The sequence below is a fragment of the Mesorhizobium sp. M0621 genome (assembly GCF_040320745.1).
Classification (GTDB): domain Bacteria; phylum Pseudomonadota; class Alphaproteobacteria; order Rhizobiales; family Rhizobiaceae; genus Mesorhizobium.
In genome coordinates, this window is the sequence record NZ_JAMYQF010000006.1 from 123,102 (window position 1) to 136,887 (window position 13,786).

Consider the following 13,786-nt stretch of genomic DNA (forward strand, 5'->3'; position numbering starts at 1 on the left):
TCTTTTACGCCGGACCCCTCTTTTGTCCCTCAGCCCGCCGGTCCGGCACCGGCAAGCGTCTCTCCGGTGATCATGTTGATCACCGCGTCGGGACTTGTTTTGTTGCGTGCGACATCACCCGCCACGACGCCTTGCCGGATCACCACGATCCGGTCGGCGACCTGGAAGGCCTGCTGCATGATATGGGTGATGATGACGACGCCGATGCCCTGGTTCGCCACCTGGCGGATCATGTCGAGGCCGCGCCGCGTCTGTTCGACGCCCAGGGCGGCAAACGGCTCGTCAAGCAGCACCAGCTTGCCGCCCCAATGCACGAAGCGGTTGAGCTCGATGGCTTGCCGCTGGCCGCCCGAAAGGTGCTCGACATTGGTGCGCAGTGAGGGGATGCGGGTGCCGGCACTGGCCAGCGCCTTTCCGACGACGGCTTCCATGGCGCGCTCGTCGAGCACGGGAATGCCAAGAACCTTCCTGGTGATCTCGCGGCCCATGAAGAAATTGGCAACCACGTCGACATTGGTGCACAGCGACAGATCCTGGTAGACGGTCTCGATGCCCGCCGCCTTGGCCTCGGCGGGTGACTTGGCAAGGAACTCCTTGCCTTCGAACAGCATGCGGCCCGAGGTCGGCTCCAGTCCGCCTGATATGATCTTGACCAGCGTCGATTTGCCGGCGCCGTTGTCGCCCAGCAGCGCCACGACCTCGCCCTTGCCGATCGAAAAGCTGATCCCCTTGAGCGCTTCGATGGCGCCATAGTTCTTGGTGACGTTGTCGAGCACCAGCAGGGGTTCGTTCATGCCGCAATCTCCCTGCCTTTGATAAGGTCGCGCTCGCGCTCGCGTTCGGCAGCGAACATCTGCCCGAAGCGCGGTGACAGCACCCCGGAAACCGCAAGGGCGGCGGCGCCGCGCAACACCGAATGTTGCCCGCCGCGCGCGACGATGATTCGAGGCGTCGTGCGGTCCTTCCGCGCGGAAACGGAGTTGTGCAGGCCGGCAGCCGAACCAGCAAGCAGTTCGAGCAGATCGGTGGACGCCAGCCCGCCGAGGATGACCGTTTCAGGGTCGAACAGGTTCTCGATGATGGCGACGGCATTGTGGAAGATCGGGGCGACTTCGGCGACCCAATCGGCCTCACTGCCGTTCCAGCGCAGGAGCGCCTCGAGCGAGAGGTATCTTTCGAGACAGCCGCTGTTGCCGCACGGGCAAACCTCACCACCGGGAACGACGGGAATGTGCCCGATCTCGCCGGCATTTCCCCATGCACCGCGCAACGCGCTGCCGTCGTGAACCATCACCCCGCCAAGGCCGACGCCGAAATAGAGATAGTAATATTCGGAAAACTGGGCGCCGAGGCCGTAGAGGCGCTCGCCCATGGCCGCGGCCGCCATGTCGGTTTCAAAGAAGGCCGGCAGCCCGGTCGACGCCGCCAGCCGCTCACCCAGCGCCACATCCTTCCAGCCGCTCATGGTGGTCGGACCGACGAAACTCATGGATTCGACGTCGAACGGGCCGGGGAGGGCCATGCCGACGCCCAGAACCCGTCCTCCAGCCCGCAGTCTGGTCAATTCAACCACCATCGCCCCGATCAGATCGAAGGCATGGTCCGGCGTCGTGTTCGGCGCTTCGCGATAAGTGCTCTCGATTACATCGCCGCTCAGATTGATCAAGGCGGCATTGATACCAAGCGGGGTGAGGTGGACGCCGACGGCATAGCCACCCTCGGGATTGATCCGCAAGGTCGCCGGAGGCAGGCCGCGCCCCTTCGGCTCTTCGCGCAGCGACAGGATATAGCCCTGTTCTTCCAGCTCTCGAACGATGGTCGATACCGTCTGGACGGTAAGTCCGACGCGCCTGGCGATCTCGCCGCGGGCGATCGGCCCATGGAGGCGGATGGACTCGAGCACGATGCGCCGGTTGTACGGCCGTCCGAACTCCTGATTGGTCCCCCGCAGTGCCATGATTTGCGCCCCTTAGGAGAGGGTAGCTTCGCATCACTTATTTATTCAGTCAAATGGAATTCAAAAATAAATTGATGGCGAAGTCCAAATCAAAAGTCGGCCGTGGAGGGCGTATCCGGTCCAGGACCTGCTCACGCGCCGCCCTGGCCGATTGCCGCGATGTCGAAACCGCTTCATGGGTGAGCGAACCCGCGACCGTTGATCCAACAAAGCATGGAGCAAAGATGATCCAATTGCCGTTTGACCGCGACGAGTATCAACAGCGGCTTCGCAAGATCCGCACGGAGATGGCCAAGCGCGGTCTCGAGCTGCTGATCGTCAACGACGTTGCCAACCAGCATTACATCACCGGCTACGATGGCTGGTCGTTTTATACGCCGCAGGTGGTGCTGGTTCCAATCGAGGATGTCGAGCCGGTTTGGATCGGGCGCGCCATGGATGCGGCCGGCGGTCTTCTGACAGCCTGGATGAAGCCTGAGAACGTGGTTGGCTTCCCGGAGGACCATGTTCAGCGTGTCGATCGCCATCCCATGGACTGGATCGCGAACTGGATCGTGGCGAAGGGCTGGGGTATCAGACATATCGGCATCGAGCTGGAAGCCTACTATTTCTCTCCGAAAGGGCATGCCCGGCTTGTCGCCGGACTTCCCAATGCGAAATGGCATGATGCCGATCTTCTGGTGAACTGGATCCGCGCGGTCAAATCGGCGCCCGAGATTGCCTATTTGCGCAAGGCGTCGACCTTGGCCGAAGCGGCGGTCACCCGGGCCTTCGAGGTGATCGCACCGGGCGCGCGCGAGTGCGATGCCATCGCCGCCATCCAGGCGGCGCAGATCGCCGGCAGTCCTGACTTCGCCGGTGACATCACCGCGCTTCCGCCGACAATCCTCGGCGGCGAGAATGCATCCGCACCGCACATCATGTGGAGCGACAGGCGGTTCGGGGACAATGAGACGATTGCCCTGGAACTTGCCGGTGTCTGCCGCCGCTATGCGGCCGGACTTGCAAGAACCCTGCAACTCGGCAAAACACCGACAAATGTCTCGAATACGGCCAAAGCGGTGATCGAAGGCATGGATGCGGTGCTCGATGCGGTCAGGCCGGGAATATCAGCCGAAGCCGTCGAGGGCGCCTGGCGCAAGGTCATTCAACGCTACGGACTGAAGAAGGAGTCGCGCATCGGCTATTCCATCGGCGTCGCCTATCCGCCGGATTGGGGCGAACACACGATCAGCCTCAGGCCGGGCGACAAGACTGTGCTTGAACCAGGCAACGTCGTTCATTCCATCCTCGGCATGTGGATGGACGGCTGGGGCATCGAGATCAGCGAGACCATCCTGGTCACCGAAACCGGCAATGAGACGCTGACGAAGTTCCCGCGGGAGATCCATGTCAAATCCTGAGGCCGCGGCCACGGCCGGCGGTGTTGCGATTCCCAGCACGATCGGTATCGGTGCCGGAATTCTCGACCAGATGATCGAGATCCGCCGCCATCTGTGCGGCCACCCTGGTTTCGGCAGCGACCTCGTTTCTGTCGATGCACCGGGAAATGCAGACTGACCAAAGCACGGGATGGGAGCGCCCATGGCCCATCAACCGGGCCACGACCGGTGTGGACAATATCAGGATTTAATCGCGTGGCTGTTTCCGTACGTTTTAGGCAGCCGGCATGATGGCCACCGGTCGCATGGGGCAGAATCCCGAAATCGCCTACAGATATTGTGCGACCTTCTTGCCGACCGTGAGGAAGCGCAAGGGATCGATCGCTTCGCCATTGTGGCGGACTTCGTAGTGCAGATGCGGGCCGGTCGAGCGGCCGCTGCTGCCGGTCTTGCCGATGACGGCGCCGGCGTCCAGTTTCTCGCCCACGGTCACGTCGATCTCGCTCAGATGCCCGTAGCGCGTCGCAAAACCATTGCCGTGGTCGACTTCAACCATGCGGCCATAGCCGCCGTTCCAGCCCGCCTTGGTGACGATTCCGGGCGCCGTGACCTTGGCGGCCATGCCGATCGGCGCCCTGAAATCCATGCCGGAATGCAGCGCGGCGGTGCCGAGGAGGGGATCGGTGCGCACGCCGAACGGGCTGGTGACGGAATGACCGGGGGCCGGATTGGTCAGCGGGAGCTGACGTGCTTCCTTCTTGAGGTGGTCGAGCGCGTCCAGCGCCTCGTCGAGTTCCTTGACCTTGCTGTCGAACATCATCGAGGAGTCGAGCGGGATCAGTGGTCCACCGACATCGCTATCGCTCTTGCCGAAATCGCTGTCTACCGGCAGGCCGGCCGCCTCGAGCGCCTGGGTGATGGCATCGGCGCTCTTGTAGGCGTTGTCGGCAAGCGTGCTGATGCGGGTCAGTTGCTCGTTCTCGATGGATTTCAGCGACTGGTTGATCGAGACGAAGAGCTTGTCGGCACGATCGGCGGCTGAATCGTTGGGCAGTGGATCGGAGCGGGTCGACCACAGCGAGAACGGCCTGGTGTCGCCGGCGCCGAGGTCGGCGCTCAGGCTGGCGACCGCATAATTCTGCGCGGGTTCCTTGATGCTGCCGGTCACTTCGGCGCGTTTGTCCGGCTTCGCAACCGCAGCCGGATCTTCGGCCGGCGCCGCGCCGGCTTCGTTCTCGGCGCGTTCGAGCAGCGGGCCAAGCCGACCGTGACGCTGGCTCAACTGGCTCTGGCGTTCAAGCAGTTCGCTGACCTTGGTTTCCATCACTTGCTGGTCGAGCAACTGGCGGCTGGTGATGCGGTCGACCTGGGCGCGAAGCGCCGAAATGCGATCTTCATAGGCTTGCTGCATGCGCGCCTGCCGCGCCGTGGTGGCGCCGATCAGGTCGTCGCGCAGCACAAGATAGGAGGTGGCCATGAGGTAGCCGACGGCGATGGCAGCCAGCGCCGAGCCGATAAAGGCCGCGAACCAGGGTCGGATCGTAAAGTGCCGGATCTCGTTGCCCCGGGCGATGATGACCGTATGGGGCTCCTTGCGCCTGCCGAAGACTGCTGACTGACCGGTTGCGTTCACGGGACCAAGCTTTCGTTTACGACACAACGACAGCTTGACTACACATTATTAAGGTTAACAAAGGCTTGTGGTGCCGGCTTGCCGCCGGCGATTGCCCGTCAGGCGGGCACAAGGTTGAAGGGGAAGCGCGTCAGCCTAGCAAGGCCTCAAAGCGCGCGGACCGCCGCAAGAACCTCTTCGGCATGGCCCTTGACCCGGACCTTGCGCCAAATCCCAGCGATCCGCCCGTCGCGGCCGATCAGGAACGTCGCGCGCTCGACGCCCATGTATTTGCGGCCATACATCGATTTCTCGACCCACAGATGATAGGCTTCGATCACCTTGCGCTCCTCGTCGGCGGCGAGGTCGATGGTCAGATCGTATTTCGACTTGAACTTGTCATGCTTCTTGGCGCTGTCGGGCGACAGGCCGATCACCACGGCTCCGGCCTTCTCGAACTCCGGCTTCAGCTGCGAAAAACTGATCGCCTCCTGCGTGCAGCTTGTTGTGTCGTCCTGCGGATAGAAATAGAGCACAATGGGCTTGCCGGAGGATGCGGCAAGGCTGAGTGATCCGCCGCCGTCCCGCGGCAGATCGAATTGCGGCGCAAGATCGCCTACGTCGAGGTCAGCCATACCGATGCCCTTGTTTGTGGTTACGCGCGAAGCCTCACCGATATAGTGTCGAGCGGGGATTCGTCCACGATCGAGTTCGTACAACGGAAAATTGCGTGGATCAGGAGCAACCGCAGCACGAGAAGATCAGGTTCAGGCGTGATGAGATCACCGACCTGGGGGCCTTTCCGTCCGCCTGCCGCGTGCCGCCGCTCGGCCAGGCGCGGATCGGACGCGGCTTTCGCATCCTGGCAAGGGCATTCGCCGGTTTCGCCAGCCTCGTCTTGTTGGCGGCAGTCGTCGTCTATCTCATCGGTGCGTCAGGCGTCGGCTCCGAACGGCTTCGGACGGAAGCGGAAACGGCTCTCGAGAAACTGGCCGGTGTCGATGTCAATGTCGCGGTCGGACCCGCCCGCATCACCCTTGACGGATCGAGCTTCATTGCCTTGCAGGTCAGCGACGTCAGCCTGAAAACCGCTGACGGCAAGCCGATGGCCGATGCCGGCCGCGTGCGTTTCGGTGTGCGTCTGTTTCCGCTGCTGTGGGGGGATGTGCGGCTGACCAGCGCCAGGATTTCCGATGCCCGCATCGTCGTGGCGGCGATGCCATCCGGCGGCGACTGGACCACGACCCTGCGCAATGCGGACGGCCTCATCGATCCGGAGAAGCTGTCCAATGCGGTGTTCGGAAACGTCAACCGCGCACTCGATGCCGTGCGGGAAGATTCGCTGCGCCAGATCGATCTTCGCAATGTCGAATTCGTGCTCCCCGAAACCGGAACGATCAAGCTCTTCAAGATAATCGACGCCACCGTCGTGCAATCGGGACCGGGCGGCATGCAGTTTTCATCCGAGGCGGATGTCGACGGCAGGACGGTCACCGTTGCTGCCTCAGCCACCCGCGATATCGCGGCACACCGCGTCACGGCGCTGGATGCCAGCATCGATCTGGCGGATGCCGGCGACCTCACGGCCGCTGCCGGCAAGTTGGGCGCGGTCGCGCTGAAGCTGACGGGATCGGAAGGATCGGGGGCGAATGCATCGCGGCTGACGGCCCTTTTGTCGTCGACGGGTTCCATCCTCGATCTCGGCACACGCGGGATGCTGCCGGCTGACGTCGATGTCGATGCGACGCTTGTTGCCGGCAGCAACAAGGTCCAGGTCGACAGATTGCTGCTGAAGACCGGCCGGTCTTCATTCGATTTCGCCGGTTCGATCGGGCCGAAGCCGGCAACCGGAGCGTCGGGTGAGGAACCCTCCTATCGCTACGACCTGACCAGCGACGGTTCGTCGCTTGCACCTTCGGAGTCGCCTGAGCCGGCGCTCACTTTCCTTGCGCGGATTGCCGGTGTCTATAACACGGTGAGCCACAGACTGGTCGCCGAGCAGATCGCGCTTCGGTCCGCCTCCTCCGGCGAGGTGCTCGGCACCGCTGCCGTGGCCTTCGTCGAGGGCAAGGCGCCGGGGATCAATCTGGCGTTCAACATCCACGATATGCAGGTTTCTCACGTCAAGCAGCTTTGGCCGTGGTTTTCAGCGCGCAACGCCCGGTTGTGGGTGCTGGCCAATCTGTTCGGCGGCCGCGTCGTCGACGCCAACCTCCAGTTCCAGGTCGTGCCGGGCCGCTTGGGCAACGGCGTGCCGCTTTCCGCCGACGAGGTGTTCGGCCGCTTCCAGATCGAGGGATCGCGCTTCGACACGGCCGGCCGCATCCCGCCGATACGCGACGCGGTTGGCGTCGTCGGCTTCCACGGCAACGATGTCGATATCTCCCTGTCCTCGGGCACCGTCTATATGCCCAGCGGTCGCACCGTGGCAGCCAGCAACGGCACGCTGACGGTCAAGGCGGCCAATCGCCCGCCGGTCGTCGGCGCGCTCGACATCGACGTCGACGGCGACGCGTCCGCTGTTGCCGAACTTGCATCCTACGAGCCGATCAACGCCATGCGCCATGTTGGCATTCTGCCGGAAGAGCTGTCGGGCAGCGTTACCGGCCACGTCAAGGCGGACATTCCGCTGCAGACCGGCGTCGACTCCTCAAAGCTCGATTGGCTGGTGTCGCTCGACTATACCGGCATGTCCTTGGCCAAGCCGTTCGAGGGGCAGACCGTGGCTGATGCCGACGGTTCGATCACGGTCGACCCGGAAAAGGCTGTGATCTCCGCCAAGGCATCGCTGAACGGGATTCCGGCCGAACTCGATCTGATCGAGCCGTTGAGGGATGACGGGCCGGCGCGCAGCCGCAAGGTGGCTTTGGTGCTCGACGACAAGACCAGTGCCGCCGCCATGCCCGGCCTGAAGCCGTTGCTTGGCGGAACGGTGAAGGTCGCGATCGACAAGAACGGCAGCGGCGACCAGAACGTCTCGGCCGACCTGACCAATGCCAGGCTGGACATTCCCTGGGCGGGTTGGAGCAAGGGGGCAGGGGTCCCCGCCAATGTCACCTTCGTCATGACCAAGTCCGGCGACACTACGACGTTGTCCGATTTTGATCTTGATGGAAAGACGTTCTCCATCGACGGCAGCATCGTGCTGGTCAATGGCGCCTTGTCGTCGGCGCGGTTCAGCAAGGTCACCTTGAACAGGGGCGACGATGTCGCGGTGTCGGTGAAACGATCCGGCAAGGGTTATGCGGTCGACATATCGGGCAATGCGCTGGACGCCCGCTCGCTCATCAAGCAGTTCACCTCGGATGTCGACACGGCAACCAAGACCACCGGTTCCGACGCCATTTCCGTCAGCGCCGATGTCGATCAGCTGACCGGTTTCCACAACGAGCAATTGTCCAATTTGAAGCTCGACTACAGCGCGGCCGGTTCGCGGGTGAACGGGCTGAAGGTCAGCGCCATGGCAAGTTCGGGCGCCGCCATAACCATCAGCAACACCACCGGTGCCGGCCGACGCGCCCTCAACATGCAGTCCGCGGACGCTGGCGCCGTCCTCAGGTTCCTCAACATCTATGAGCATATGGAAGGCGGAACGATCACCCTGGCGCTGGCGGGGCCGAGCGATGGATCGCTGAAGGGCAAGGTCGACACCAGCAACTTTTTCGTGGTCAACGAACCGAAGCTCGCCTCCATCGTTTCGACCACGCCGGCCGGCGACAACCGCAGCCTCAATCAGGCGGTCAAGGGCAAGCTGGACACGTCGCGGGTGAAGTTCGAACGCGGTTACGCCGAGATCGACAAGGGCAGCGGCTATCTGAAACTGGCCAATGGCGTGCTGCGCGGTCCGCGCATCGGCACGACGTTCCAGGGCACGCTCTACGACCAGAACAACAACATGGACATGACCGGCACGTTCATGCCGGTCTATGGCCTCAATCGCATCTTCGGTGAACTGCCCATCGTTGGCGCGCTGCTCGGCAATGGTCGCGACCGCGGCCTGATCGGCGTTACCTACCGGCTCAAGGGCAATGCCAACAAGCCGGTGCTGGACATCAATCCGCTGTCAGTCATTGCTCCCGGCATCTTCAGGTCGATCTTCGAATACCGGTGAGTACCCTCAAGCCGGCCGCACCAGAATGTGTTTTTTCTTTCCCAAAGACAGCTTGACGACGTTTTCCGGACTCAAATCCTTGGAGGTCACCAGCCGGCGCTCGTCGCTGACCGGCTCGTCGTTCAGGCGAACGGCGCCACCTTGAACATGCCGCCGCGCCTCGCCGTTCGACGCCGCCAGACCGGCGGTGACGAGCAGCGACAGGATACCGACGCCGGCCTCGAGCGCGGCCTTGTCAACCTCGACGGTCGGCAATGTTTCGGCGAGCGCGCCTTCCTCGAACGTCTTGCGCGCCGTATCGTTGGCTTGCTCCGCGGCTGCGCGGCCGTGCAGCAAGGCGGTGATCTCGGTGGCGAGGATTTTCTTGGCCTCATTGATTTCGGACCCGCCGAGCCGCTTGAGCCGTGCGACCTCGTCCAGCGGCAATGTCGTGTAGAGTTTCAGGAAGCGGGCAACGTCGGCATCCTCGGTGTTGCGCCAGTACTGCCAGAACTCATAGGGGCTCAGCATCTCCGCATCGAGCCACACCGCGCCCGAGGCAGACTTGCCCATCTTGGCGCCCGACGAGGTGGTGAGCAGCGGCGTGGTCAGCGCATAAAGCTGCGCGTTCTCCATGCGGTGGCCGAGATCGATGCCGTTGATGATATTGCCCCACTGGTCGGAGCCGCCCATCTGCAGGCGACAGCCGAGACGCTTGTAGAGCTCGACGAAATCATAGGCCTGCAGGATCATGTAGTTGAATTCGAGGAACGACAGCGACTGCTCGCGATCGAGCCGGAGCTTGACGGAATCGAAGGCCAGCATGCGGTTGACGGAAAAGTGACGGCCGACGTCCCGCAGGAAATTGACGTAGTTGATCTCCATCAGCCAGTCGGCGTTGTTGACCATGATGGCGTCGTTCGGACCGCTGCCGAATTTGAGATACGGCATGAAGTTGCGGCGGATGCCGGCGAGGTTGTCGTCGATGTCCTGCGGGGTCAGCAGCTTGCGCGCCTCGTCCTTGAACGACGGATCGCCGATCATCGAGGTGCCGCCGCCCATCAGCGCGATCGGCCGATGACCGGTCTGCTGCAGCCAGTGCAGCATCATGATCTGGATCAGCGAGCCGGCGTGCAGGCTCTTGGCGGTGGCGTCGAAGCCGATATAGGCCGTCACCGTCTCCTTGGCGAAGATATTGTCGAGGCCGGCATCATCCGAAGTCTGGTGGATGAAACCGCGCTCGCTCATCGTGCGCAGGAAATCGGATTTGAAGGCGGACATTGTTTCTTTCCCGAAAGCGCCCGGCCGCTGTGGCTCGGACGTGCATGAACGCGGGCGTTTAGCATCCAAGCGTGATCAGCAAAAGTGGTTTCCGGTTTTGCGCCTGATCGCGCTTCAACAAAGAACTCGCGATCAGCAAAAGTAGTTTCCGATTTACCGCCCTGCGAATCCTTGCCTCGCCGTTTTGGCTGGCGTATTGAGGCGCCGCGCAGGGGCAGGGCCTGAAGCGCCGCGACGGGGCCATCCCGCAGATCAGATCCGGAAAGCTCCGCGATGAACAGGAACTATATCTTTCTCTTTCTGTTCAGCGTGCTGATGACTTTCAGCGGACTGGCGAGCCTTCCACCCCTCGACCGCGACGAATCCCGTTTTGTCCAGGCCACCAAGCAGATGGTCGAAACCTCCGACTATGTCGACATCCGTTTTCAGGATGCCTCGCGTTACAAGAAGCCGATCGGCATCTACTGGCTGCAATCGGCGGCCGTGGCGCTGAGCGGCGAGGGCGCGGCGGCGCCGATCTGGGTCTACCGCCTCGTCTCCATGCTTGGCATTGCCCTGGCCGTCGTCGGCATCGCCTGGACGGGCACGAAGCTCTTCGGGGCCAATGCGGGTCTCGCCGCCGGCCTGATGATGGCGGCGATCTTCGCCACCGCCTTCGAGGGCCGCGACGCCAAGACCGATGCGATGCTGCTGGCTTGCTGCGTCGCGGCTCAAGGCGCGCTCGCCCAGATCTACTTGGCAGCGCGCCGCAAGGAACCGGTAGCCGCCCACCTGCCATGGATTTTCTGGGCGGCTCAAGGGCTGGGAATTCTTATCAAGGGGCCTGTCGCCCCGCTGTTGTCGGTGCTCACGGTTGCCGCGCTGTTCGCCTTCGAGCGCGACTGGCGCTGGCTCTTGAAGCTGAAGCTCGTGCGCGGTGTCGCTCTGGTGCTTCTTATCGTCCTGCCCTGGGTCGCCCTCATCACCTGGAAGAGCGGCGGCGCCTTTTTGCAGGAGGCTGTCGGCAAGGACATGGTGGCCAAGGTTGCCCAGGGCGAGGAGTCGCATGGCCTGCCGCCCGGTTTCTACATGCTGACCTATTCGCTGTTCATGTGGCCCTTCGGCCTGATCGCGGTCGGCGCCGGGCTCCAGGCCCTCAACCGCTTGCGCGACGATCCCCGGCTGCGCTTCTGCCTCGCCTGGTACATTCCGTTCTGGCTGGTGTTCGAGCTGATCCCGACCAAGCTGCCGCACTATGTCCTGCCGGCCTATCCCGGCATGGCGCTGCTGATCGGCTGGCTGCTGACATTGTCGCCGCAGGAGGCGAATGCGCCACTCAGACGCTGGCAGAATTGGTTGTGGTGGTCGACAGCATTCGGTCTTGCCGTGGTCAGCCTCGGCCTGGCGGCGGTCTGTGTCGGAGCGCCGCTCTACCTCACCGGCGCCTTCTCCTGGTGGAGCATCCCGGCGGCCGCGGCGGCGCTGGCGGCAGGATATTTTGCTTTTTCGCGACAGCTGCAAGTGCCGCTCTCCCGCATCGGCGCCATCGCGGTCTGCGCGGGCATCACCTATGGCTTGCTGTTCGGCGTCATCGCGCCTTCGCTGAAGCCGATCTGGCTGAGCCCGGCCGTCGAGGCGGCGGTCCGCGCCAACCGACCTTGCGACACCACGGTGCTCGCCGCGGCGGAATATCACGAGCCGAGCCTGGTGTTCCTTGTCGGCACGAAAACGGTTCTGACCGATGTCGATGGCGTCGCCAGACATCTGCTTGGCGACCCGGTCTGCGCGCTGGCGCTGGCACAGATCGGCGACGAGCAGAAATTGAATGGGCTGCTGGCGGCACAAGGCAAGTCGGCGAACCGCGTTGCCCGGATCGACGGGCTCAACTATTCGTCGGGAGACAAACTGTCGCTCGGCCTCTATCGTGTGGCCCAATGATCGCTCGTCGATGCCCATGACGGCAACAATGGGGTCGAATTTCCAATGCTGGTGAAATCGCGCCCTTCCGTTTCCGGCCTGCTCGTTGGGCTAGGGCGCCGGTCCCTCGACAATTTTCGCGATACGATGCAGATCGCCAAAAGGCGCTTTGCTACCCGTCCGGCCCGATACCCGAACATTTTGTGGTCGGTCTGGGTGCTGGTTTGGGTTTTGCTGACGGCGACGGCGTTTGTCCGCCTCGACACTCCTGCCGGAATGCTTCGCGACCAATGGTCGCCAGGATTCGTCCATCTGGCCGATTTTTTTACGCAGTTCGGCCTGGGTGGCTGGTATCTCATTCCGTCGGCGCTTCTGCTCGTCGTCTCGAACCTGACGGACTGGCGAAGCCTCTCAAGGCGCTCGCTGATGCTCGCCTACAATTGGACCTGCCTGGCTTTTCTGGTGCTGGGCGCCGTCGGCCTGTCCGGCCTCGCCGTCAATGTGCTGAAATATGCAATCGGCCGGGCCCGTCCGCTCTATTTCGATCAGTTCGGCGTGCTGGCCTTGCATCCCTTTGCCTTCGATGCGCGCTTCGCCGGCTTCCCATCCGGCCATGCAACGACAATGGGTGCGGTGTTCGGGGTCGCCCTGCTGTTGTTTCCAAGGCGCTGGTACATCGCCCTGGCGATCACGGCCTGCATCGCCTCGACACGGATCTTCGTCGGCGCGCACTATCCCAGCGACACCGTCGCCGGCTTTGGCCTCGGCTGCGCCTTCGCGCTTGCCTGTGGGCTGGCCTTTGCCCGGCTCGGCTTCATCTTCCGGCCGATGCCGTCGGGATTGCCGGTCCGCAAAGCAACGTTTCGGCTGATTGCGCCGAGACGGAAGGACTGAGCGTTCGGTTGGCCGAAGCTTAGTTGCCGTCAAGACCGCCGTAGGATCTCACCAAGCCGGCCATGTCGGGCGACGAGCGCTCTTCGCTTTCGAGCCCCTGCGCAACGCCGACGCGATCGGCCACAGGCCGGTTCTGGCTGACCTTCCACTTGCCGTGGATTTCGCTGATCTCGATTTCCAGCCCGATAATGCCCTTGATCTGCGACTGGATGAACGGCTCCGGCGCGTCGGTCACTGCCCAGGGCGCTTGGCGAGCGCCTTCCTGCGACGCCGTCAGATCGGCGATCTGCTGCGCCAGCCAGTCCTGGTCATCGATAACCTTGACGATGCCGCGAACCTGCACGATGGCATAGTTCCAGGTCGGCACCACCTTGCCGGTCTCGCGCTTGGTCTCGTACCAGGACGGCGTCACATAGGCATCGCTGCCCTGGAAGACGATCAGCACCGGTGAAGCCGGATTGTCGGCCAACAGGCGCCATTGCGGGTTGGCCCGCGCCAGATGCGCGCGCAACCTGCCGTTCGGCTCAACGTCGGCGTCGAACAGGAACGGGATGGCGTTGGCGACCGGCCCTTCGGGCCCGTTGGAAATCAACAGGCCCAGCGGATGCGCCCGGATCAACCCGTGCAGGATCTCCGGCCGCGTTTCCCTGAAATGAGGAGGCTCGTACATCGCC

The 13,786-nt window shown here is 63.1% G+C and carries 11 protein-coding genes; 5 read left to right on the forward strand and 6 right to left on the reverse strand.

From position 1 onward, the window contains the following. Nucleotides 1-29: 29 nt before the first annotated feature. Both NKI38_RS06600 and NKI38_RS06605 read right to left on the reverse strand, forming a co-directional pair. Nucleotides 30-794 (reverse strand): ATP-binding cassette domain-containing protein, encoded by a 765-nt coding sequence (locus NKI38_RS06600; protein ID WP_352655767.1) that lies wholly within the window; start codon nt 792-794, stop codon nt 30-32. After that, nucleotides 791-1,957 (reverse strand): ROK family transcriptional regulator, encoded by a 1,167-nt coding sequence (locus tag NKI38_RS06605; RefSeq protein WP_352655769.1) that lies wholly within the window; start codon nt 1,955-1,957, stop codon nt 791-793. Before NKI38_RS06605 ends, NKI38_RS06600 begins: the two co-directional genes overlap by 4 nt. Before the next feature lie 224 nt (nt 1,958-2,181). On the opposite strand from NKI38_RS06605, the gene NKI38_RS06610 reads away from it, so the two are divergent. After that, nucleotides 2,182-3,360, forward strand: a complete 1,179-nt coding sequence (locus NKI38_RS06610) for a M24 family metallopeptidase (protein WP_352655771.1) — start codon at nt 2,182-2,184, stop codon at nt 3,358-3,360. Then, nucleotides 3,347-3,517, forward strand: coding sequence for a hypothetical protein (locus tag NKI38_RS06615; protein ID WP_352655773.1), 171 nt, complete (start codon nt 3,347-3,349; stop codon nt 3,515-3,517). Before NKI38_RS06610 ends, NKI38_RS06615 begins: the two co-directional genes overlap by 14 nt. A 150-nt stretch (nt 3,518-3,667) precedes the next feature. Here the strand turns inward: NKI38_RS06615 and NKI38_RS06620 are convergent, their stop codons facing one another. Both NKI38_RS06620 and NKI38_RS06625 read right to left on the reverse strand, forming a co-directional pair. Next, nucleotides 3,668-4,972 carry a peptidoglycan DD-metalloendopeptidase family protein gene (locus tag NKI38_RS06620; RefSeq protein ID WP_352655775.1) on the reverse strand — a complete coding sequence of 435 codons (1,305 nt, stop codon included), beginning with the start codon at nt 4,970-4,972 and terminating at the stop codon, nt 3,668-3,670. Between the two features lie 146 nt (nt 4,973-5,118). Further along, entirely contained in the window at nt 5,119-5,586 is a 468-nt protein-coding gene (locus NKI38_RS06625) for a peroxiredoxin (protein ID WP_352655777.1), read from the reverse strand. 95 nt (nt 5,587-5,681) lie between these two features. On the opposite strand from NKI38_RS06625, the gene NKI38_RS06630 reads away from it, so the two are divergent. Further along, nucleotides 5,682-9,062 (forward strand): hypothetical protein, encoded by a 3,381-nt coding sequence (locus NKI38_RS06630; protein ID WP_352655779.1) that lies wholly within the window; start codon nt 5,682-5,684, stop codon nt 9,060-9,062. Between the two features lie 6 nt (nt 9,063-9,068). Here NKI38_RS06630 and tyrS read toward each other — a convergent pair whose 3' ends face one another. Beyond that, a complete protein-coding gene (tyrS, locus tag NKI38_RS06635; protein WP_352655781.1) occupies nt 9,069-10,322 on the reverse strand; it encodes a tyrosine--tRNA ligase in 1,254 nt (417 codons plus the stop codon). 273 nt (nt 10,323-10,595) lie between these two features. Between tyrS and NKI38_RS06640 the strand changes: the two genes are divergently transcribed. Both NKI38_RS06640 and NKI38_RS06645 read left to right on the forward strand, forming a co-directional pair. Beyond that, the gene (locus tag NKI38_RS06640; protein ID WP_352655783.1) at nt 10,596-12,239 is read left to right on the forward strand and encodes an ArnT family glycosyltransferase; all 1,644 of its coding nucleotides are present in this window, start codon (nt 10,596-10,598) and stop codon (nt 12,237-12,239) included. Nucleotides 12,240-12,284: 45 nt separating this feature from the next. Next, complete coding sequence (locus NKI38_RS06645) at nt 12,285-13,112, forward strand: phosphatase PAP2 family protein (RefSeq protein WP_352655785.1); 828 nt, start codon at nt 12,285-12,287, stop codon at nt 13,110-13,112. Nucleotides 13,113-13,131: 19 nt separating this feature from the next. Here NKI38_RS06645 and NKI38_RS06650 read toward each other — a convergent pair whose 3' ends face one another. Then, nucleotides 13,132-13,782: an FMN-binding negative transcriptional regulator gene (locus NKI38_RS06650; protein WP_352655786.1), complete on the reverse strand. Its 651-nt coding sequence runs from the start codon at nt 13,780-13,782 to the stop codon at nt 13,132-13,134. Nucleotides 13,783-13,786: the final 4 nt, after the last annotated feature.